This window comes from Bacteroides sp. AM16-24 (assembly GCF_003471885.1).
Taxonomy (GTDB): Bacteria; Bacteroidota; Bacteroidia; order Bacteroidales; family Bacteroidaceae; genus Bacteroides.
The window spans coordinates 66,686-86,722 of the sequence record NZ_QRKI01000004.1; the positions used below are offsets into that span (position 1 = coordinate 66,686).

Sequence of the window (20,037 nt, forward strand, 5' to 3'; positions counted from 1 at the left end):
CGGGAAAACCGGGGTACCGGATAGAAATAGAAGAAGAAAACAGGATTTGAAAATCCTTATACGCAATGACCGCCGGATGAAAAACATCCGGAGCGGCGCGGACTTCCTCACTATAGTTCGATACAGCTTTGCAGTTCTTCTTTTATCATCGGCAAGCAATCATCCGTAGAAGTCAATTTGGCAACTTCTATAAATCGAGGTGTAATCTTAATTTTACAGCCGCCGTTTTCTTCCACCAATTCCAAATCAATGATATTGAGACGTGGCTTATCAATAGAACAGGCACAGCGATAACCGGAATATCCTGTTTTGTTGGCCGGGTCCTTACGATTTCCGATATAAAGTGCCTGCTTCTCTATAGAACCAACGTGCTCATGGCCGAAGAAAGCCGTCACGATTTGTATTGGAGCTTTATCTAAAACATCTTTTAAAGCCTTTTTGTCGGCGTATGTCCACCATCTCTCCGGATTACCATGCGTATCACCGTTCACATCACATCCATAGTTGATATGGAACATGGGGATGCCCACCTTGTAATCATAACCTGGCTTGCATGCCATCGTCTGCATACTTGCATTGAGATAGTCCAAGGCGCCGAATGCATAGGTTCCCTCATCATGACCGTGTCCCGTATCTCCCGGATCAGTGCGGTTTGCATTGCCCGGCAAATTGTTTAGCATAAAAAATGCAACCAGCACTTTCTTTCCGTTCTTTTCCAGAGAAAAAAACCATGTATAGTGATAACCTTTGTTCCCATAATTAGCAGCATTATCCGCAGTACTAATGCCGTATGGAAGAAACAAGCTGCCTTCCGCTATCCGCTTTTTGTTTCTTTGTTGAATATCGCCTTTCACATTCTCACCGCCAAACCCTGTCCATAAGTCGTGATTGCCCAGTCCGTCGGCAACGGGTATAGACTGTTCTTCCAGTCCGTCAATCAGATTTCCCCATATATCACGCACGGCAGGAAAATGTAGCGGATTAACATCCCCGGCAGGCGCCGTAGGGCAATCTAACAAATCGCCCGGCATGACGATAAATTCAGGACGTTTCTGTAAATTGATCAGCTTATCTACAACAGACGCTTGACTCCCACAATTAGTATCACCGAAATGATAATCGTTCATCACACCAAACCGACGGGCGGAGAGGCGGAAGAATTCAAATTTGTAACATCCTTTATCATTAACGAAGCCACTCTCTTTCTTGCCATTCTTCGACAATTGCAGATATTTCCCGCATGATACAAGCACGGCATAATCCATGCCGGAAGATGATGACGGGTAAATGAAATACCGACAAACAGCACCGGAATGCCGTCCGTCTTCAAGGTCGAAGACTTTTTGTAACTGTTCCTTTTCCCCGTCAATCGAGATAGTGACACGAAAATGTCCGTGAGCCGTCAACACATGAATACCTTTGGGCTTCATTTCATATTCATCGAGTCTGTAATAGTCATTGTCAGAAAGATTGTGATTCGTTTTATTCATAGCCCGCTTTCCCCATTCTTTCTTATCCGTAGGTTCAACAGTGATTTCAATCTTATTGAAAGCTCTGTTTATCAGTTCTAAGTAACATCCGTAACTCATAATATTCTTTTTTAATGGTTTGTATTTTATTCTTTAGCACCTGCATTAACCTCCTTTCTGATGATGGCAGGTACTGATTTTATTGATTAATCTACTTATAACCAGGTTTATCACACCGTCCTGTGGCTGTGTGTCCTCCTTTCTTTGGCGGGACGGGGGTTAATAAATCGTTTTATTTCGCAGCTTCCGCACGCAGGCCGCTAAAAGGCCAGCACGGCACGGACTTTATAGGTATCGGCTTTGGGCTTCGTGTTATAGCCGGGGGGGGCAAGATTTACACGCCAGGCAACAGTACCCGATTCGTTGCTGCTCCAATACTCCCCGATAAGCTCATTACCGGACGCCATAGCAATCTGGGGATTGATTTTATTGAGCATCTGAAGATTCTCGTAATAGTAGGTGGAGCCCTCCTCAGTATAATTTTTAGGCACACCGAAACACAGCGTGGCAAGCTCATTCTTGCCCGGTAAGAACCACCCGCTGCTGCCTGCGGGCGCGGGGTGCTCACCAGCATAAGTGGCTATCGCATTGCGGGCCGGAAAGGTGGTGTCGTTGTGCCGAGAACCGTAAAGTGCCATTAAACGGGATCTGCAATAACCGAAATCTGTATCGGATTTCCGTATTTCTTCCCAATCGGTCTCCTCTCCGGGCGTGAAGTCATTGAATGAATCGGCCCAATCATAAGCATACTCAGTCTCCCCCTTTCCGATGGCCCACTTCACCTCCTGAGAGGCATCGTGCATCGCAACGACCATGCCGTGCACACACTCCGGATGGTCGCGCATCAGCAGGCGGTCGCCTTCTAGGCGGCCGGTCTGCGTCCAGTGTATCCCCTCGATTTCACCCACCCAGAAGACTACGCCGAGACAACTCTTCCGTTCATCACGGGACAGCTTGCTAATTTCATCCCCGGGCAGGATGCTGCCGTCCTGCATATAGTAGTCACCCGCCGCTAACGGCCGCTCTTCTATCGCCTCATTGCCGTCAATCTCGTGGACGGTATATTTTCCGGGCTGAAGATTTAATTGGGAATAGTCCAAATAGAAAGTCTCCCGATTTCCCTTGTAGTAATACTCATACGGTCCCGGAGCCAAGATCGTGGAGTTTTTAGTATTCAACAGCAGGCGGGCCGTACAGGGGTTCTCCTGCCAATATACATTTTTACTGATCACCGCCGTGTAGCGGTAATAGCTCTTAGAAATCTCTTGGCCGTCTATCTTTTCGGTATAGGTATATTTCGTAGCAGGCACCTGAAGGATGAACAGAGACATGCGGTGCTCCATCGCGAAGCTGAGCGTGTGGTTGCTATACACGCCACGGGCCGTCATCAGGTCGGAGGCGGTGTATTGGGCGTAGGTACTCTGGATGAGTTCAACAGGCCAAGCACTGACTACAAACTTAAAGAAGTCTTCATCGCCGGGCAATACCCTGCCGGTCAAATCTCCATCCTTCCGGTAGGGATAATAGGCATGATAACTCCTGCCGGGTGAGTATAAGAGCTGGGAAGCGCCGGCAGGCAGCGTCCACTTGCCTCCCTGTAGGGTAAGGCAGAGGTTTTTCACCTCCAGGGTTTTGTCCTTCACCACGTAGAGGCCGATGCGGTCGCCTTCGGTGAAGACGGTGCGGTAACCGCGTTCCTGGGCGCGGGTTTGTCCGGTGGCGTACATGCCGCCGTCGCTCACGGTGATGGTGAGGGGGCGGGCATCGGGGTCGGTGCCGGCAGGGGGCAGTTCGTCCAGTGCGTCGGACGTGCATGCCGCCAGCATCAGGATGAGGGCGCAGGCCAGGGATGCTGCCGGGGGAAATATGGAATGATGTTGTTTCATACGGTTTCTTTTTTTATTGATGAATTTAGTTGTTACTGTTCTACTCGACCGGATGCCACGTACCTCCTCCTTCTCCTTCCATGTCGATATTTTCGATACCTTCCGAGGTCACGGTGAGGCGGTACTCGTACATCTTGCCACTGAAGAAGTTCGCTTCGCCTGCGGCGGGGGTGTAGTAAAAGGTCTTTCCTCCGATGACTATTTTCACGAACTTCCGTTTCGACATATCTTGGGGAAGGAGCAGGGCGCGCACGGTGCGTACGTATCCGTCGGCGGCAGGGGTCACTTCGTTGGGGGTGATGCGGTCGGTGTCGGGGGTCACTTGCCCTACGGTTCCATTTCTGAAATCGATACTCCCTCCCGTGCACTCAAGGTTTTCAAAGGTTACAGTGGCGGTCCGCAGTTCATCGTCGTCCACGCCGTTGCCCGCTTTGAGGTGTACCACCACTTTGGCTATAACGTGGCGGAAGACGAGGGTCTTATCGGGGGACGTTACGGTGATGAGGAGGTAGGGAGCAGCCATGCAGTCGCTATCCTGATATCCTTCATTGCTCTGGTCGGCCTGTACAGAGAATGGATCAATATTCCTCACCGACGGATATAACCCTTGAATCCCCTTTTCCTCATCCGGGCTTACCCAGGCTAAATTTACAATCAGCTTTCCATCGGAATCGACGGAGGGGTATACATCCCAAGCCGGCCCGGAGAAGCTAGAGCTAATCCACAGCCTCACCTTTTCTCCCCCTTCCCACCTGTTTTCGGTGGTAGCCCGTGTCTGGGCGTTGGCGGAGGAATATCCCTCTACGGCTGCGTAGAGTTCCAGCGGCACGCCGCCTTCGGGCCATGCCGCATCGTCATCGCCTGTGCAGGCAGCCAAAACCAAGGCTGCCCACAGGTACATTATATATATTGGTATGTTCGTCTTCTTCATTTTTTTCTTTATATTTATTGTTTACGGATTACTCCTGAAATGCAGAGCCTTCTACGGGTGCGCCTATGGTTTCCCAGTTCTTGATGTCGGTTTCCAGCGTCAGGCCGTAATAGTCCACGGTTATCTTATAGATGTACCGCTTGCCGCTTTCCAGCTCCAAGGCATCTCCGGCGGGGATTTTGTAGACGAAGTTCGTATTGTCCGCCAGCTTCACGCGGATAAAGACGGTGCCTGCGGTTAGTTCCTGGGGCACCACGATGGCTTCGGCGTACTGGAGATTGGTGGCGTTAAAGTCTGTCGTCACCACCGTGGGGATGGTAATCGGAGTGGCGGGGTTGGGGTCGGCGGCGAGGGCTATCATCGCCCGGCGTTCGGCCTCGCTACTCATGTCGGCGGCTTTCTTGGGGGTGAAGGTGGCCTTCAGGGCGGTGTTCTCCAGGGTCACGATGGCACCGGAGAGGTCGGGGGCGCCGTTGCCGCGCTTCAGCACTACTTCTACTTTAGATAGCAAATGGTAGAAAGTGAGGTCCACGTTAGAGGCGGTGGGGGCCACGTTCCGCTTGGTGGAATAGAGCAGGTCGGAGGCGGCGTAGGCGGTTTTCGTGGTCTGGCCGGCCTTCACTTCGTGGGACACCGATGCGGGGAAGTCATCTCCCACCGGGGCAGGGTTGGCATGGATGGCATAGATGTTCACGGGGTCGGGCGAGATGTAGTACATGTCGCTGGCGTAGGTGAAGCCGCCGGTGCCGTCGGCGGTGAGCAGGTTGTTCTGGTAGAGGGGGAGGTTGTTGCTGTCGTCCACCCAGGCAGATACTTGCAGGCCTGCGCCAAGCTGTGTGTCGAGGCCGTAGGAACGGGTCTGGGAGGTGATGCCGCTGGTGAGGCGGATTTCGCCGTTCCAGTTGTCGGTGACTGCTTCGTTGTCGTTGTTACAGGCGGCAAGCGCAAGGGCTGCTGCGGCAATGATTGATAAGTTTCTAAGTTTCATAATCTTACTTTTTTTTAGTGTTATTAATAGTGATAATTCATTTAATTGTTCGTTTCCATTCCCGCCGAGCCGCCTTCGCCGCCCTCGCCGTTGCCCGGTGTCCAGTCGGTAATGGTGGCGGAGAAGTCGGCTCCGGTAGGCGTCTCCACTACTTTCCCGCCCAAGGTAAGGGGCTTCCGCTTGTCGGTGTTGAAGGCGGCAAGCTCCGTGGTGAGGTCGCTCGTGAGGTTCAGGGCTTCGGGGCTGCCGCCCGTGAAGCAGATGATGGCGTTCAGCTTCTGCTGCTCACCCGCTATGCCAAGCAGGCGCACGGTTGCCGCGTACTTCCCGGCATTGGCGCCGGAGGTTATCTTTGCGAACTGCAATTCCACGTTCGTGGGTGTGGCGTAGATGCCGGCAGAAAAATCCAGCGTACCTGCTACGCCCGACAGGTAGCCCTCGATGTGCTCTATCCTGTCCGTGGTGCTGCCCGTAGGCTCGATGACGAGCGTCAGTTGCCGCACCTGCTGCTGCATCACGGCGGTGAATGTCTGCTCCGTATCGGGCTCTATCACAGCATCCACCGCATCCGTAAACAGCCAGCCGGGCATCTCCTGCACGAAGGGGCCCGCACCGTCCACATTGCCCGAAGCCCCGGCGACGGTGGCGGTGATGCCGGAAACGGTGATGTGCTGCGGCGTGTTGTAGATATGCAGGTGGTAGCTGCCCGGTTCAAAAAGAGATTCGAGCTGGTTGGTGGTGCCGGTGAGGGTGGCGGAGTAGCCGCCGGCTTCTACCGTATAGCTTGCGGGTGCGGTCAGTCCCTCACCGATGCCGCTCCAGTCGGTAACGAGGGTTATTGCCCCTTGCTCCGGGTGCGGGGTGTTGTAGATGGGGTCTTCCACGTCGCAGGCGGCAAGGGATAGCGCTGTGGCTGCTACGATAAGACATTGTCTGATGTTCCTTTTCATATGCGTTGGTTTTAGATGGTTTTACTTGTTGTTTCCGATAGTCCACACGAGGCTGATGCCTGCTTGTGTGGGGCCGGGGAAGTTCTTTGTTCCGTCTTGCTGCTTATGGATGCGCACGCCGTCGGTCATGCCGAAGCTGTCGTAGGCGGAACGGGTATAGCCCAGGCCGAGGTTGAAGTCGAGGGAGAAACTGCGGGAGAGGGATAATTGGTAACCCAGCGTCACGCCCGCATTCCATAGCTTGCCCTGATAGCCGGTGTCGCCTTTCAGCAGTTTGCCGGGCAGATACTTATATATGTTGTACTCGCCGTAGCTACCGGAGACGCCTACGTAGAAGCGTCTGTCGCGCAGCAGATACCACCGCACTTCGGGATTGACGAGCCACACTTTCTGCACTTTGCCGTGATTGCCGCCCCACCAGGAGAAGCTGCCGTCGAGCTTGAGGCCGATGCTGTGGCTGATGCGCCATTCCACGCCAAGGGTGGGCAGCAGGAAGGCGTCATACAAGAGGTTGGTGCGGAGGGAAAGGGATTGTTCTTTCCAACGGGTGGGCGTTGGCTGTTCCGGGGTTGCCGCTTCGCTCTTCGCTTGCCGGGCAGGCTTCTGGGCTTGCTGAACAGCTTTCTGCTCTTGTTGAACAGCTTTCTGCTCTTGTTGAACAGCTTTCTGCTCCTGTTGAACAGCCTTCTGCTCCTGCTGAACAGCCCTCTGCTCCTGCTGAACAATCCTCTGCTCCTGCTGAACAGCCCTCTGCTCCTGCTGAACAATCTTTAAATCCGTGTCAGCCGCGTCGGGTAAATCTTCTTTCGTTTCGTTGATATCGGCGGGGATGCACAGCGTCACGGTCACTACATTCCGCACTCCTTCTGCGTACTCCACGGCATGGTTGGCAGTCACGAAGCAGGCTTCCGTCACTCCTGCCCGTCCGATAAGTTCCGACTTCACCCGGTTGCTGCGCACGGCAGCCATGCGCCGGTTCTCTTCGTCCGGGGCCTGTCCGGTGCAATATCCATCCACGCGCACCGGAATGCTGCCCGAAAGAATGGCCTCCCGGTGTGCACGTAGCAGGGTCAGGAGTGCTTCGAGCTGCGCACTGTTGTCCCGCCAGGGGGCGTAGAACGCATCTTTTCCTTGCACAAAGCGAAAGATGTAGAGACTGTCCGCCGCTTCTCCGGCGAAACTTGCCACTCCCGGCAGCAGCGCCAGGAGCAGAACCAGTAGATGTCTTTGTAAGTGTTTCATAAGTTTATCCTCATTTTAAATATCTTTTCGATAGTTTCCCTTTCCACCTGCATGCGTTCCAGTTCTTTAAACATACGGTCCAGTTCACGAAGGCTTTTCGCAATGCAATGGTTGCACTTCCGTTCAATCTTCCGGCAATACAGGAAGAGGCAAAAAATGGCTATCACCATACAAAAAATGAATGCCACAATAAGAAGGTACATGTATTCGTTCATCGCTCTTGTTCTTTAGAAATCATGCTGCAAAAGAAGCGATTTACGGATGAAACACTATTGCATTTTGTCCCGACTTTATTGCATTTTGTCCCAATTATATTGCAACACACCCTCCTCAGATACTTCTGGGGCATGTGGACACAAAAAAAGCACGGATGGACCGTGCTTTTGATTTTTGGGGGGATTGATAAGTAGATGTTTATAATTTATTTGCCTGTTTCCTGTATTCCGCCGGACTGATGCCATACTGTTTTCGGAACAGACGGTAGAAGGTGCTCGGGATATTGAAGCCGCAACTGAAAGCTATCGCCTCAATCGTAAGTTCGGGATGATGGTCGAGCATCTTGCGTGCCTCGTCCAGTTTCAGCATGCGCATATACTCCATGGGAGAGTTCCCCGTCACGGCTCTGACGGCGTCGGTCAGCAGGTTTTTATTGGTGCCGAGCGCGGAGATAATCTCGTCACGGTTCATCTCGGCATTAGAAAGGTTATCACCGGAGAGCAGATACTCGCGCAAACGGGCAACCAGCCGGTGCTGCTCAACGGTGGCGGCAGTATCGGATGTCTGCGGCAGGGCTTCCGACGATGCGGTACTTTCGCAGGCTTGTGCCATTCTGGAGAGTTCTTCCGCCAGCCTGTCCTGTTCCTTGATTCGCTCGTACAGCTTGCGGTTCTTGGTAGAAATAATCCGGTTATAGTAGAAGACGCCTGCCAGGAGCAACACCAAAACCAGGCAAATGCCAAGGGCAAACAGGAAATAATGGAAATTACGCTCTTTCTCGGCAATGTGCTTTTCCACCTCATACTGGGTGCGCAGTTCGTCAAAGCGGGCGTTGACTTCCACATTATTTATACTGTCGTTCGCCGCAATGATTTCGTCCAGCAGACTGAACGCTTCATCATTGCGCCCCGCCCGTGCCAGTATCTCCATCTTTATCTTACGCACGGCATTGAGGTTGAAAGCCGATTCCTGAACCTGTATTACGGCACTGTCGATAACGGCAAGTGCCGTGCGGTAATCTCCCCGCGACTGCAATATCAGCGCCTTTGCCCGCAGCAGTTCGAATTTCGACATGCTGTTGTTGACGCTACCTTCAAGTTTGGAAAGGTATATGCCCGCCTTGTCATATTCTTTAATATCTATATAGGTGTTCATCAGTGCCACATAAAGATTTCCCCGAGCTTCGGGCTGCACCCTGCCGGTGGCTTTCTCGAAGCGGGCGATGGCTTTTTCATATTCGGGCACCAGTTGCAGCAGCTCGTCATAGCGTGCCTGTGCACGAAGCGACACGCACAGGAAGGCATAGGATTGCGTCAGGATATTATCGTAACCGGAAACTTCCCACAACAGGCTGATGCTCTCCCGGAAGCAGTCTTCTTCCTCTTTCGGCCTCTTCTGCAGGTTATAGATGATGCCGGTGGCATAGAGTGCGGTTGCCATTCCTGCCTTGTCCTTGCGCTCCCGGGCACGGGTATACATTTTCCCGGCTTCGGCGGCCGCCAGTTCATAGTCTCCTTTCAGGTTGTAGGCGGTGATAAGCTGCATGTGTATCTGATAATAGAATTTCCACAAGTCGTGCCGGATATAAAAGTCGAGATAGGCGGGCGCCTTTTCTATGACTTTGTCGTGCTCGCTCCTGTTTATATAGGAGATAATCCTATTGCCGTACACCATTCCCTGCATTTGTGTGTTGCCTTGCCTGATGGCTTCGGTTTCCGCCTGCTCAAACAGCGTCATCAGCGTATCCATTTTCTGGTCATCGCCGGCTTCTGCCATATAGATGTAGTACAGTTTGTTGTAAGTCTGCAACTTATCAATGCCTTCCGCATGTTCGAGGGCATGACGTAAAGAGTCTTTCTGGTGTTGAAGAGAATTTTGTGCCGAAGCGGGCAGGATGAGTCCTAAAAGGAAGCTGTATAGAAGTGTTGTCAGGCAAGTTCTATATTTCATATTTGTTGTGTGTTAGTATCAATTTTGAATTCAGAAGTTACAAAACTACAGAAATTTATCGATTGGCAGCCAATTAACGCAAGAAAATTGTTGTTCAATAAGAAAAAAATCTGATTCATGTGAACCGGTTATTGACTGCATTTTATACTGTTATGCCACTTCACGTTGAAAACGGCCCTGAGCATCTTATGAAAGGGGGGATAATCAGTATACGACTGAATAGGGTTCACTATACGACTGAATGGCATTCAGTATACGACTGAATCAGGTTCACTACAGGACGCAACCCGCAACTACCGGTTCGCTTCATTTATTTGACAAGAAAAGAGAGGAGGTATTTGCCTGTCCCGTTTCAATTACCTATCTTTGGGGAATTTGAAAACAATTCAGTCAATACTATATGATTAATATCGTACCTATCTTAAAGAACAAGAAAGAATTCCTCGAACTCCTGCTTCTCGCAGACGAGCAGGAATCTATGATTGACCTTTATCTGGAACGCGGAGAAATGTTTGCCCTCTACGACGGAGACTTAAAAGCCGCCTGCGTAATCACCGATGAAGGAAACGGAACCTATGAAATAAAGAACATTGCAACCTATCCGCACTATCAGCGCAAAGGATATGGAACACAATTGATAAAGTTTCTGCTGGAGCACTACAAAGACCGCTATCAGACGATGTTAGTGGGCACAGGAGACAGTACTTATACCATACCGTTTTATGAACGGTGCGGCTTCACCTACTCCCACCGGATACCCGATTTCTTCATCAAGAACTACGACCACCCCATGTATGAGGACGGAAAACAATTGCGGGACATGGTTTATTTAAAAATTAGCAAGAAATAATATGGAATTTATCACATTGACCCCGGATAACGTTGTGAGCGAACATTTATGTTGCGCCATTTCTGATAAGAAGCACCAAACAGGTGTAAATGATAAGCGGAACTGGTTGTCCGAACGCGTAAAAGAAGGGCACGTCTTCCGCAAACTGGATGCACAAGGCAAGGTGTTTATCGAGTATGCCCCGCTGGAAAAGGCTTGGGTGCCTGTGACGGGAGATAACTATCTGTATATCTACTGCCTGTGGGTGGCAGGCAGCTACAAGGGAAAAGGATATGGAGAAGCCCTGTTGCAATCGTGCATTGACGATGCCAAGGCACAAGGGAAATCGGGTATCTGTGTGCTGTCTTCCAAAAAGAAGAAGCCTTTCTTGTCCGACAAGAAATTTATGCTGAAATATGGCTTCAAGGTAGTGGATAGCATTAATGACGAATACGAATTATTAGCTCTTTCCCTTGACGGCAGCCAACCGCAATTTACGGCGGATGCAAGGAAACAGACGATTGAGAATAAAGAGCTGACTATATATTACGGCGTGCAATGTCCTTACATTCCCAACTGCATCGAGCAAATCTATAATTATTGTGAGAATAATCAGGTGCCTTTGCAGTTGATAGAAGTCGACACGCTGGAAAAAGCCAAGCAACTGCCTTGCATCTTCAATAATTGGGCGGTATTCTATAACGGGAAGTTCGAGACTGTACATCTGCTGAATGAAGGATTGCTAAAGAAATTGCTGCAATTGAAATAAGAATACATATTTATAAAACTCTAAAATCAAGAACAATTATGGAAATGAAATTTTGCCAGAGCTGCGGAATGCCGCTGACATCCAATGAAGTTTGCGGAACAAATGCTGACGGTAGCCTCAGCGCAGACTACTGCACTTACTGTTATCAGAATGGAAAGTTCACTCAGGACTGCACCATGGACGAAATGATAGAACACTGTGCTCAGTTTGTTGAGGAATTCAACAAAGATTCGGAACAGAAAGTGACTAAAGAAGAGGCAATTGCCATGATGAAGCAAGAGTTTCCGAAGCTAAAACGCTGGCAGAATTAATTGCCAACATCTTGCCACCGTATTGACAACATTTTGCCAATGCGATGGCAAAAAAAGAATAACTTGCCGAAGCATAAAAAAAGCCCGTAATAATGTCCCCCTTTACCAGGAAAAGCGTACTTTTACAACACAAATAAAAACGAATCCCGTTATGAAACAATTGACAGAAATGTCCGATGAAGAGTTAGGAACATTGTTTCCCATCATCTTGACTGAGCATAAGAAAGACTGGGCTAAATTATACGATCAGGAAGAAAGAATACTTTACGATACTATTGGCAAAAACATCTACCGCATTGACCATATAGGAAGTACTGCCATCGAACAACTAATCGCAAAGCCAACCATAGACATATTATTAGAAATCAATGGTGAAACCAACACCAACGAATTAATCAAAAGTCTGGAGAGCATAGGTTATATTTATTCTCCACAGCCTCAAAAACCTGCCCCGCACATGATGTTCATGAAAGGATATACCCTACAGGGGTTTCAGGGACAGGCTTATCATATCCACGTAAGATATGCCGGACATTGGGATGAGCCTGTTTTCTGCCACTACCTCCAAACTCACCCGGATGTAGCTCATGATTACGGAGAACTCAAGAAGAAATTAAAAGAGAAGTACGAGCATGACAGAGAGGCATATACGGAAGGGAAAACAGAGTTCATCAGGCACATCGTTCAATTGGCAAAAATGCTACCCAAAGAGAAGAAAAGTGTATCTGCTGAAAAAGAAAAATACGGAAATGCTTATCTGCCCTGGGAAGAAAAAGCTGATAACTATTTGACAACATTATACAATCAAGGAAAAACAATTGCGGAACTATCTGATATTTTCGAACGGGGAAAAGGGGCTATCCGCTCACGATTAAAACATTTGGAACTTATATGAAACACTCCCGCATCGAAAAGGAAAAGCAAACCGTAGAACAGATGATTCGCCTCTACTGCCGGAAGAAAGAGGGGAACGGAACACTGTGCCCGCAATGCAGGGAATTGTTGGAGTATGCGCAGACACGGCTTTCACGTTGTCCGTTCGGAGACGGGAAATCAACTTGCCGGATTTGTACCGTGCATTGCTATAAGCCGGAAATGAGAGAACGGATGAGAGTAGTGATGAGATGGGCGGGACCGAGAATGTTGTTCTATCATCCGGTGGCGGCTATCCGACATTTGTGGCAGGAATATATTAGGAAGAGATAAGAAGGAGTATCAATTCATATCCCTACAAAAATGAATCAAGATACGTTTTTTGTGTACAATTTTCATCTTTTTTTCTTTCCTATCTTGTCACCTTCCCTACCCCCTCCCAGACACCTTCTGAATGGGGGTACAATGAGTCAGTGACTGAAAGGCATTCAGTCACTGAGTGAAAGGCATTCAGTCACTGAGTGAAAGGCATTCAGTCACTGAGTGAAAGGCATTCAGTCACTGACTGAATCAGGTTCACTCAACGAGTGGGAGGAAGAACTGCGGGAAAGGAAGAAATCTACTCGCTTTTTGTAAGCATAATTACTAATCGGTGAAATATACAGTAAATCATCATTTAATTCATAACCGCTCAGATATAAGTTAATCCCAATGGAAAAAGGATACCTCAATTGAAATAATACAAGAACACTGCAATCCCCTCAAGCGCTTTCTTAGGCTGATCCTTTATTTCAATTGTAAACTTAATCTCTGCTTTCGCCACACCACGCAGATTTGCCAGCGAATGTAACTTTGCCACCAGACGCACGCTTTGTCCCGACAACACCGCCTGCCCGAACTTCATCTGCTCCATACCGTAATTAACCATCATCTTCAGGTTGTTTACCTCAATAATCTGGTTCCACAAATGCGGAAGCATAGACAAAGTGAGATAACCGTGCGCAATGGTAGTCTTGAAGTGACTTTCTGTTTTTGCACGTTCCGTGTCTACATGTATCCATTGATGGTCCAACGTAGCATCTGCAAACATATTGATGCGCTCTTGCGAAAGTTCTACATAATCAGAAACGCCAATCTGCTGGCCTACCAGCTTTTCAAATTCCTCGTACGAGTTAATAATTACTTTTTCCATTATTCTCTTTTTATATTTAATAGTTTCTACGGTTGATAATCCCAACCATAATCATTATGATAAATCATTAGTTTACTCATGCCGCCGTCAATCGTGATGTTCTCTCCATTAATGAAAGAGTTTCGTTCGTCACAAAGGAAAAGAACAGCACGAGCTATGTCAGCCGGCTCTCCCACCCTCTGCGAAGGATGCTGCATGATGTCGCCCTCCGTGTAAGACGGAACATAATCATCCTCGTGATAACTGCCTGTATCAATCCACCCCGGAGCAATGGAGTTCACCCGGGCAATGCCGGAAAGGCTGACAGCCAGCGCATGCGTCAAAGCAGTTATTCCACCTTTGGCAGCCGTATAGCTCTCCGTATTGGCTTGCGACTGGAAAGCACGGGTAGAAGATATATTCACGATGGCCCCCGCCCCACTGAAATAATCCTTGAACAGCAAAGACAGGAAGTAAGGAGCAGCCACTCCCACACGCTGCACATACAGGAAATCCTCGTATGAACAGCTACTCAATATCCCTCCGTTCGTCAGACAGGCATTGTTTATCAGACAATCTATCTGGTTCTCAAGAGATAAGACGAAATCAACAAAGTCCCTCAAAGTTTCCTCCTCAGCAATATCCCCCACAAATCCCGTCACAGAAAGACTTCTTTCAGACATCTTCTCTTCCACAACCTGCACCATTTCCGGCGTCTTATCTATGAAGTACACCGTATATCCGGCCTCCGCAAACATTTCGACAGTACAACGTCCGATGCCTGCAGCTCCACCCGTCACAACACATACTTTATTCATACGCTCTCTATATTAAAGGTTATAACTTCAACTACAAATGACGCCATGAACAAAACCCCGATAGCGAAGGTTATTATTCTTTTCATGGTTGTTTACTTTTAAATCGTGAAAACAGGTAACAAATATACTCCATATTCCAGCAAGTCACAAAAAGTCAAGTCCCCTTTTTCTTATTCGGAAAGGTTTTCCTACTTTTGTGACAAACATTACGAAACATGAAACTGAAAGATAAATTCACAGAACTGATGCATAATCAGGCTTTGAAGCGAAAATTATATATCATCATATTCGAAGCTGATACACGCGCCGGAAAACTATTCGACGTTATCCTGATCTGGTGCATCCTGCTCAGTATCGGGCTTGTCATACTCGAAAGTCTGCAAGGGTTGCCGGTATGGCTGAAAACGCCTTTCATCGTGATGGAGTATCTGCTGACAGGCTTCTTCACTTTCGAATATATCACCCGATTGTATTGCTCACCCAAACCTGCAAAGTATGCTTTCAGCGCTTTCGGCATCATCGATTTACTGGCCACGCTGCCGCTTTATCTTGCTTTTCTGTTCCCCGGAGCACGCTATTTGCTTATCATACGGGCTTTCCGCTTGATACGCATATTCCGCGTTTTCAAGCTATTCAACTTCTGGATAGAGGGGCAAATGCTACTGACAGCACTACGCGACAGCAGCAAGAAAATCGCTGTTTTCTTCATGTTTGTGGTTATTCTGGTGATATCTATCGGAACACTGATGTACATGATTGAAGGAGGAAAGCCCAATACGCAGTTCAGCAATATTCCCAACAGTATCTATTGGGCCTGCGTCACGCTTACCACCGTAGGTTACGGAGATATAACTCCTGTCACCGCCCTGGGAAAGTTCCTTTCGGGTTGTGTCATGCTGATAGGTTACACAATCATCGCAGTGCCCACCGGTATCGTTTCCGTATCGCTGATGAAAAAGCATGAAAAGAGTGTAGCAAGAGAGTGCCCCAACTGTCACAGGCGAGGACACGATGAGGGTGCACAATATTGCAAGTATTGCGGTTCATCACTCAATGAAATGAAGAATGAGAAATGAAGAATTTAGCTGCGCTGTAGAGGTACTCCGAAAGGAAATTCTTCATTCTTAATTTAAACAATATATAAAATGGAACAAAGTTTTGTTACTCAAAAAGAATTTACCCTACGTCCCCGTGCACGTGGTTTTCACCTGATAACGGATGAAATAATACGTAACCTGCCTCGCCTGCCGCAAGCCGGACTCTTACATCTGTTCATCAAGCATACCAGCGCCGGGCTTAGCATCAATGAAAATGCTGATCCGGATGTCCAGACCGATATGGAGGCCATCTTCAACCACCTGGTGAAAGAACGGGAACCCTACTATATGCATACCTGCGAAGGAGATGACGACATGCCCGCCCATGCCAAATCGACCCTGACAGGTAATAGTCTGAGCATACCTATCACTGAAGGCAGACTGAATATGGGTATCTGGCAAGGTATATACCTCTGTGAATTCCGCAATCATGGCGGTGGAAGAAAAATAGTAGCAACCGTCATCGGACAATAGAATATATGAAAATGAACAATCTGCCTACAAATATCTTCGTCGCCACAGAGAAAGATTATCCCGAACTTTCTGAACTTTGGGAAGCTTCCATACGCAGTACGCATCACTTCTTGAGTGAAGAAGATATTCAGTACTACAAACCTCTGGTACAGAACGTTTATTTCCCCGCAGTGCAACTCTATATTATAAAGAATAAAGACAACCGTATCAGTGGCTTTCTGGGACTAAGCGACGATTTAATAGAAATGCTGTTTATCCACCCCGACGAACAGGGAAAAGGATATGGCAAGACATTATTAGAGTTTGCCGTAAACGAACGAGGGTTCCGCAAAGTGGATGTCAACGAACAAAACGAACAGGCTTTCCGCTTTTACCGTAACAGGGGCTTTGAAGTAATAGACCGAGATGAAACAGATGCGCAAGGTAAGCCCTTCCCCATCCTGCACATGCAATTAACAAACTACTAATACAGTAACTATGAAACGAGCTATCATTATAGGAGCCACCTCCGGTATAGGAGAAGAAGTTGCCAAACTGCTGGTTCAGCAAGGTTGGCACATCGGTATTGCCGGAAGACGGGAAGAAGCATTGGAGAAACTGCAAGCCACCGCCCCCGGACAAATCGTAATCCAACGTCTGGACGTAACGGATCCGGATGCTCCCACCCTGCTGGAAACATTCATCCGGAAGTTAGGTGGCATGGATTTGTTCTTTCTCAGCTCCGGCATAGGTAGCCAGAACCCGGACCTAAAACCGGAAATAGAGCTAAATACCACCCGTACCAACGTAGAAGGATTCACCCGCATGGTAACCTCCGCTTTCAATTACTTCAAAACCCGTGGCGAAGGACATATTGCTGTCATCAGTTCCATTGCAGGCACCAAAGGATTGGGCATCGCCCCGGCCTATTCCGCAACAAAACGTTTCCAGAATACTTACATCGAAGCCTTGGCACAACTCTCCCGGATGCAACACTTGAATATCCATTTCACAGACATACGCCCGGGCTTCGTCGCTACCGACTTACTGAAAAGCGGTAAGTTCCCTATGCTGATGCAAGCCAATCAGGTAGCGAAGAGTATCGTCCGTGCCCTGAACCGGAAAAAACGGGTCATTGTGATCGACGACAGATATCGTGTAGTTGTCTTTTTCTGGCGAATGATCCCCCGGTGGTTATGGGAAAGATTGCCTATAAAGAACTAAGATTCGTTGTAAAGACACCATAGTTCTTGCCTCATTCCCGTAAATATTGTATATTCGACCTCGAACCAAACAAACTTTTGAAAATGAAAAAAAACTCAATACATATCCTGATAGTTACCTCAGTTGCTCTATGCGCCGGTGCCACACTTCCATTTCTGTTTGGGCACAGCACGATAGACCCTGAACAGCAATCCGTTAAATCCGAAGTTCCCTATTGCGTCACCTCCCCTTCCGTACCGGACAAAATCAGCTTTGCCGGACAGGAGATTGACCTGAGACGTTACGACCACCGCGAGCGCATGGACCGCGAACAGATGTCGTTCACCTACATGCACTCCACCACCATGCTGACCATCAAACGTGCCAACCGTTTCTTCCCCATCATCGAGCCGATACTGAAAGAAAACGGTGTGCCCGATGACTTCAAATATCTTGCCGTGATAGAAAGTAACCTGAATACCCTTGCCCGCAGTCCGGCAGGAGCCGCCGGAATGTGGCAGTTCATGCAGACCACCGGACGCGAATTCGGCCTTGAAGTCAACCCCAGCGTTGATGAGCGTTATCATGTGGAAAAAGCAACCCGCGCGGCATGCAAGTATCTGAAAGATGCTTACCAGCGATATGGCAACTGGCTTTGTGTAGCTGCCGCCTACAATGGCGGACAGGGACGCATTTCTTCCGAACTGAAAAAGCAACTCGTAGACCAGGCCGTAGACCTCTGGCTGGTTGAGGAGACTTCCCGCTATATGTTTCGCCTGCTTGCCGCCAAAGCTGTCATCAGTAATCCGCAACGTTACGGCTTCCTGCTGAAACGGGAACATCTTTATCCGGCCATTCCTTATACGGAGGTCACCGTTAATACGGGTATCGACAACCTGGCGCAGTTTGCCCGAGACAAGGGCGTCACCTATGCCCAACTGAAGGACGCCAATCCCTGGTTGCGCGACACCTCCCTGCCAAACAAAAGTGGACGTACATACGTTCTGAAAATACCGACACAGGCGGGAATGCATTACGACCCGAAGCGGACGGTGCCCCATAATAAGAATTGGGTGATTGATTGATGTAGGTTTCGTCTCAATTAAGACAGCTTATCAACGCGAGGATAGATATTTGCATTTAAAAACACATATAATTATTTACAAAACAAGAATTTGGGAGATACGATCGTAACCTCATCCCCATTCAGTCGGTAGGTGAATATGATTCAGTCGGTAGGTGAATGCCATTCAGTCGGTACCTCATTATGGGTTATATTAACACATTTGACTATCAACCAGTTACACAAACCATATTTAGAAACAATAAATTAGAACAAAAAGGAGGTAATATGGCATTAAATTTTGATTTCGTACTCAGACTATTAGTTGCCGGCATTCTGGGTGCCATCATCGGGCTGGACCGTGAATACCGTGCCAAAGAAGCAGGATACCGCACTCATTTCTTAGTATCATTGGGCAGTGCCCTCATCATGATTGTTTCCCAATACGGCTTTCAGGACATCATCAAGGAAAACAGCGTATCGCTGGACCCAAGCCGTGTGGCGGCACAGGTAGTCAGCGGCATCGGTTTTATCGGTGCAGGCACCATCATCCTGCAAAAACAGATTGTACGCGGACTGACCACTGCGGCAGGAATATGGGCCACCGCAGGCATCGGTCTGGCGGTTGGAGCCGGAATGTATGTGATCGGCATTGCCGCCACTCTATTGACTTTGGCAGGACTGGAGCTCCTCAGCATCTTGTTCAAAAGTGTAGGAATGAAAAGTTCCATGATAACCTTCTCTACTCCAAACAAGGACATACTCAAAGAAGTTTCCGACCAATTCAAATCCCGGAATTATATGCTGGTCTCCTACAAAATGGAAAGGCTCGGCTATGGAGAAACGGAGAGATACATAGTGACTATGGTCATCAAATCCAAGCGGAGCAATGACGAAGGACACATGCTGTCGCTGATGCAGGAATGGCCGGACGTGACGGTGGAACAGATAGAATAGCTGCCGCATAGGATAGCTGCTGCCGTTATTGCTTCTCCGTCATGTGTTTCCAATAACGTACTGGCATATCTTGTTTATGTTTCCGCGGATTTAGCCGTTCTTTGATGCAGATGGCTTTAAAGTATGTCTTCCAGAGTTGCTGAAAGAGTTTTTCGTCCTTGTCCATCAGGCTTTCGTCCAGCATACCGGTAACGAGATGCCCCTCACGCGAACCTTCTTCAAATGTAACCTGACGTACTTCTTTCAAATCATAATAGAATCCGTAAGCCCGCTTGATGTCATATATCAACCAGGGCTGGTCGGCAAAACGGTCTTTAAAGTGGTCGATGGCCAAAGGGAGGGCATTCTTTTCCGGTTCCACGGCAGCAAAGAAAGTGCCGTCGGCAGCTTTCTGAAAACGGATAAACTGGAGCATACGAAGACGTTCCCAATCCACCCGCTTCCACATACGTGAAAATTCCAGCACATCAGGGTCGGCAAAGTTCGTCTCAATGGAACGGGGAGCATCAATCGCCTTGCGGATATAGCGGAACAGCAACATCGGCGTTTCTGCTTCTTCCGCCAGCCAACACTGGGCAAGGCAGGACAAAGCGCCGGAAGAAAGTTTCTTCTGCAAACCACGCCACACGCGCTTTGCTTTCTCTTCTTCGGTGATTACCGTGAAGACTTCCTCATGAAACAGGGGCAACGGCTCTCCTTCCGGAAGCAGAGCATCAGGGAAAGTCCGACGGGAATAGGCTTCAAAAACGGAAGTCAGCAAGCCTTCGAAGGTATTATCAAAGATAAATATCGTCATGAAAA

The 20,037-nt window shown here is 48.6% G+C and carries 22 protein-coding genes; 11 read left to right on the plus strand and 11 right to left on the minus strand.

The annotated features are described in order from the left end of the window. Window positions 1-110: 110 nt before the first annotated feature. From DW182_RS06510 to DW182_RS06545, 8 genes are all read right to left on the minus strand, one after another. On the minus strand, window positions 111-1,589 hold the full coding sequence (locus tag DW182_RS06510) for a metallophosphoesterase (RefSeq protein ID WP_118295032.1): 1,479 nt from the start codon (window positions 1,587-1,589) through the stop codon (window positions 111-113). Window positions 1,590-1,789: 200 nt separating this feature from the next. Continuing rightward, window positions 1,790-3,415 carry a fimbrillin family protein gene (locus DW182_RS06515; RefSeq protein WP_118295033.1) on the minus strand — a complete coding sequence of 542 codons (1,626 nt, stop codon included), beginning with the start codon at window positions 3,413-3,415 and terminating at the stop codon, window positions 1,790-1,792. 40 nt (window positions 3,416-3,455) lie between these two features. Then, the gene (locus DW182_RS06520; protein WP_118295034.1) at window positions 3,456-4,346 is read right to left on the minus strand and encodes a fimbrillin family protein; all 891 of its coding nucleotides are present in this window, start codon (window positions 4,344-4,346) and stop codon (window positions 3,456-3,458) included. A 28-nt stretch (window positions 4,347-4,374) separates the two neighbouring features. Then, window positions 4,375-5,334, minus strand: coding sequence for a fimbrillin family protein (locus DW182_RS06525; protein ID WP_118295035.1), 960 nt, complete (start codon window positions 5,332-5,334; stop codon window positions 4,375-4,377). Window positions 5,335-5,375: 41 nt separating this feature from the next. Then, window positions 5,376-6,284: a FimB/Mfa2 family fimbrial subunit gene (locus DW182_RS06530; RefSeq protein ID WP_118295036.1), complete on the minus strand. Its 909-nt coding sequence runs from the start codon at window positions 6,282-6,284 to the stop codon at window positions 5,376-5,378. Window positions 6,285-6,305: 21 nt separating this feature from the next. Then, window positions 6,306-7,526, minus strand: coding sequence for a DUF3575 domain-containing protein (locus DW182_RS06535; protein ID WP_118295037.1), 1,221 nt, complete (start codon window positions 7,524-7,526; stop codon window positions 6,306-6,308). Beyond that, window positions 7,523-7,741: a hypothetical protein gene (locus DW182_RS06540; protein ID WP_115502420.1), complete on the minus strand. Its 219-nt coding sequence runs from the start codon at window positions 7,739-7,741 to the stop codon at window positions 7,523-7,525. Before DW182_RS06540 ends, DW182_RS06535 begins: the two co-directional genes overlap by 4 nt. Window positions 7,742-7,940: 199 nt before the next feature. Continuing rightward, complete coding sequence (locus tag DW182_RS06545) at window positions 7,941-9,692, minus strand: helix-turn-helix domain-containing protein (protein WP_118295038.1); 1,752 nt, start codon at window positions 9,690-9,692, stop codon at window positions 7,941-7,943. Window positions 9,693-10,092: 400 nt separating this feature from the next. On the opposite strand from DW182_RS06545, the gene DW182_RS06550 reads away from it, so the two are divergent. The 5 genes from DW182_RS06550 (at window position 10,093) to DW182_RS06570 (ending at window position 12,807) form a co-directional block, all read left to right on the plus strand. Continuing rightward, a complete protein-coding gene (locus DW182_RS06550; RefSeq protein WP_118295039.1) occupies window positions 10,093-10,542 on the plus strand; it encodes a GNAT family N-acetyltransferase in 450 nt (149 codons plus the stop codon). Window position 10,543: 1 nt separating this feature from the next. Next, the gene (locus DW182_RS06555) at window positions 10,544-11,290 is read left to right on the plus strand and encodes a GNAT family N-acetyltransferase (protein WP_118295040.1); all 747 of its coding nucleotides are present in this window, start codon (window positions 10,544-10,546) and stop codon (window positions 11,288-11,290) included. Window positions 11,291-11,328: 38 nt separating this feature from the next. After that, window positions 11,329-11,601: a zinc ribbon domain-containing protein gene (locus DW182_RS06560; protein WP_007666010.1), complete on the plus strand. Its 273-nt coding sequence runs from the start codon at window positions 11,329-11,331 to the stop codon at window positions 11,599-11,601. A 151-nt stretch (window positions 11,602-11,752) separates the two neighbouring features. Then, window positions 11,753-12,496, plus strand: a complete 744-nt coding sequence (locus tag DW182_RS06565; protein ID WP_118295041.1) for a GrpB family protein — start codon at window positions 11,753-11,755, stop codon at window positions 12,494-12,496. Then, the gene (locus DW182_RS06570; protein WP_118295042.1) at window positions 12,493-12,807 is read left to right on the plus strand and encodes a nitrous oxide-stimulated promoter family protein; all 315 of its coding nucleotides are present in this window, start codon (window positions 12,493-12,495) and stop codon (window positions 12,805-12,807) included. Before DW182_RS06565 ends, DW182_RS06570 begins: the two co-directional genes overlap by 4 nt. A 394-nt stretch (window positions 12,808-13,201) precedes the next feature. Here the strand turns inward: DW182_RS06570 and DW182_RS06575 are convergent, their stop codons facing one another. Together DW182_RS06575 and DW182_RS06580 are read right to left on the minus strand one after the other, a co-directional pair. After that, window positions 13,202-13,666 carry a MaoC family dehydratase gene (locus DW182_RS06575; RefSeq protein ID WP_007666016.1) on the minus strand — a complete coding sequence of 155 codons (465 nt, stop codon included), beginning with the start codon at window positions 13,664-13,666 and terminating at the stop codon, window positions 13,202-13,204. A 26-nt stretch (window positions 13,667-13,692) separates the two neighbouring features. Continuing rightward, on the minus strand, window positions 13,693-14,463 hold the full coding sequence (locus DW182_RS06580) for an SDR family oxidoreductase (protein WP_118295043.1): 771 nt from the start codon (window positions 14,461-14,463) through the stop codon (window positions 13,693-13,695). 215 nt (window positions 14,464-14,678) lie between these two features. Between DW182_RS06580 and DW182_RS06585 the strand changes: the two genes are divergently transcribed. The 6 genes from DW182_RS06585 to DW182_RS06610 all read left to right on the plus strand — a co-directional run bounded on the left by DW182_RS06585 (window position 14,679) and on the right by DW182_RS06610 (window position 19,236). Then, window positions 14,679-15,539, plus strand: coding sequence for an ion transporter (locus DW182_RS06585; protein WP_044532996.1), 861 nt, complete (start codon window positions 14,679-14,681; stop codon window positions 15,537-15,539). Between the two features lie 69 nt (window positions 15,540-15,608). After that, window positions 15,609-16,034, plus strand: coding sequence for a secondary thiamine-phosphate synthase enzyme YjbQ (locus DW182_RS06590; RefSeq protein WP_044532997.1), 426 nt, complete (start codon window positions 15,609-15,611; stop codon window positions 16,032-16,034). A 5-nt stretch (window positions 16,035-16,039) separates the two neighbouring features. Next, entirely contained in the window at window positions 16,040-16,501 is a 462-nt protein-coding gene (locus DW182_RS06595; RefSeq protein ID WP_044532998.1) for a GNAT family N-acetyltransferase, read from the plus strand. Between the two features lie 10 nt (window positions 16,502-16,511). Next, window positions 16,512-17,237 (plus strand): SDR family oxidoreductase, encoded by a 726-nt coding sequence (locus DW182_RS06600; RefSeq protein WP_118295044.1) that lies wholly within the window; start codon window positions 16,512-16,514, stop codon window positions 17,235-17,237. A gap of 83 nt (window positions 17,238-17,320) precedes the next feature. Further along, window positions 17,321-18,301: a lytic transglycosylase domain-containing protein gene (locus DW182_RS06605; RefSeq protein WP_118295045.1), complete on the plus strand. Its 981-nt coding sequence runs from the start codon at window positions 17,321-17,323 to the stop codon at window positions 18,299-18,301. A gap of 266 nt (window positions 18,302-18,567) precedes the next feature. Continuing rightward, window positions 18,568-19,236: an MgtC/SapB family protein gene (locus DW182_RS06610; protein WP_118295046.1), complete on the plus strand. Its 669-nt coding sequence runs from the start codon at window positions 18,568-18,570 to the stop codon at window positions 19,234-19,236. 25 nt (window positions 19,237-19,261) lie between these two features. Here DW182_RS06610 and DW182_RS06615 read toward each other — a convergent pair whose 3' ends face one another. Further along, window positions 19,262-20,032: a TIGR03915 family putative DNA repair protein gene (locus DW182_RS06615; RefSeq protein WP_044532474.1), complete on the minus strand. Its 771-nt coding sequence runs from the start codon at window positions 20,030-20,032 to the stop codon at window positions 19,262-19,264. Window positions 20,033-20,037 lie beyond the last annotated feature (5 nt).

Coding starts and splice junctions, on each gene's coding strand:
- DW182_RS06525 (WP_118295035.1), bottom strand. CDS start 5,334: ATGAAACTTAGAAACTTATCAATCATTGCCGCAGCAGCCCTTGCGCTT.
- DW182_RS06565 (WP_118295041.1), top strand. CDS start 11,753: ATGAAACAATTGACAGAAATGTCCGATGAAGAGTTAGGAACATTGTTT.
- DW182_RS06540 (WP_115502420.1), bottom strand. CDS start 7,741: ATGAACGAATACATGTACCTTCTTATTGTGGCATTCATTTTTTGTATG.
- DW182_RS06535 (WP_118295037.1), bottom strand. CDS start 7,526: ATGAAACACTTACAAAGACATCTACTGGTTCTGCTCCTGGCGCTGCTG.
- DW182_RS06550 (WP_118295039.1), top strand. CDS start 10,093: ATGATTAATATCGTACCTATCTTAAAGAACAAGAAAGAATTCCTCGAA.
- DW182_RS06510 (WP_118295032.1), bottom strand. CDS start 1,589: ATGAGTTACGGATGTTACTTAGAACTGATAAACAGAGCTTTCAATAAG.
- DW182_RS06515 (WP_118295033.1), bottom strand. CDS start 3,415: ATGAAACAACATCATTCCATATTTCCCCCGGCAGCATCCCTGGCCTGC.
- DW182_RS06585 (WP_044532996.1), top strand. CDS start 14,679: ATGAAACTGAAAGATAAATTCACAGAACTGATGCATAATCAGGCTTTG.
- DW182_RS06520 (WP_118295034.1), bottom strand. CDS start 4,346: ATGAAGAAGACGAACATACCAATATATATAATGTACCTGTGGGCAGCC.
- DW182_RS06605 (WP_118295045.1), top strand. CDS start 17,321: ATGAAAAAAAACTCAATACATATCCTGATAGTTACCTCAGTTGCTCTA.
- DW182_RS06530 (WP_118295036.1), bottom strand. CDS start 6,284: ATGAAAAGGAACATCAGACAATGTCTTATCGTAGCAGCCACAGCGCTA.
- DW182_RS06570 (WP_118295042.1), top strand. CDS start 12,493: ATGAAACACTCCCGCATCGAAAAGGAAAAGCAAACCGTAGAACAGATG.
- DW182_RS06615 (WP_044532474.1), bottom strand. CDS start 20,032: ATGACGATATTTATCTTTGATAATACCTTCGAAGGCTTGCTGACTTCC.
- DW182_RS06545 (WP_118295038.1), bottom strand. CDS start 9,692: ATGAAATATAGAACTTGCCTGACAACACTTCTATACAGCTTCCTTTTA.
- DW182_RS06610 (WP_118295046.1), top strand. CDS start 18,568: ATGGCATTAAATTTTGATTTCGTACTCAGACTATTAGTTGCCGGCATT.
- DW182_RS06560 (WP_007666010.1), top strand. CDS start 11,329: ATGGAAATGAAATTTTGCCAGAGCTGCGGAATGCCGCTGACATCCAAT.
- DW182_RS06600 (WP_118295044.1), top strand. CDS start 16,512: ATGAAACGAGCTATCATTATAGGAGCCACCTCCGGTATAGGAGAAGAA.
- DW182_RS06595 (WP_044532998.1), top strand. CDS start 16,040: ATGAAAATGAACAATCTGCCTACAAATATCTTCGTCGCCACAGAGAAA.
- DW182_RS06575 (WP_007666016.1), bottom strand. CDS start 13,666: ATGGAAAAAGTAATTATTAACTCGTACGAGGAATTTGAAAAGCTGGTA.
- DW182_RS06590 (WP_044532997.1), top strand. CDS start 15,609: ATGGAACAAAGTTTTGTTACTCAAAAAGAATTTACCCTACGTCCCCGT.
- DW182_RS06580 (WP_118295043.1), bottom strand. CDS start 14,463: ATGAATAAAGTATGTGTTGTGACGGGTGGAGCTGCAGGCATCGGACGT.
- DW182_RS06555 (WP_118295040.1), top strand. CDS start 10,544: ATGGAATTTATCACATTGACCCCGGATAACGTTGTGAGCGAACATTTA.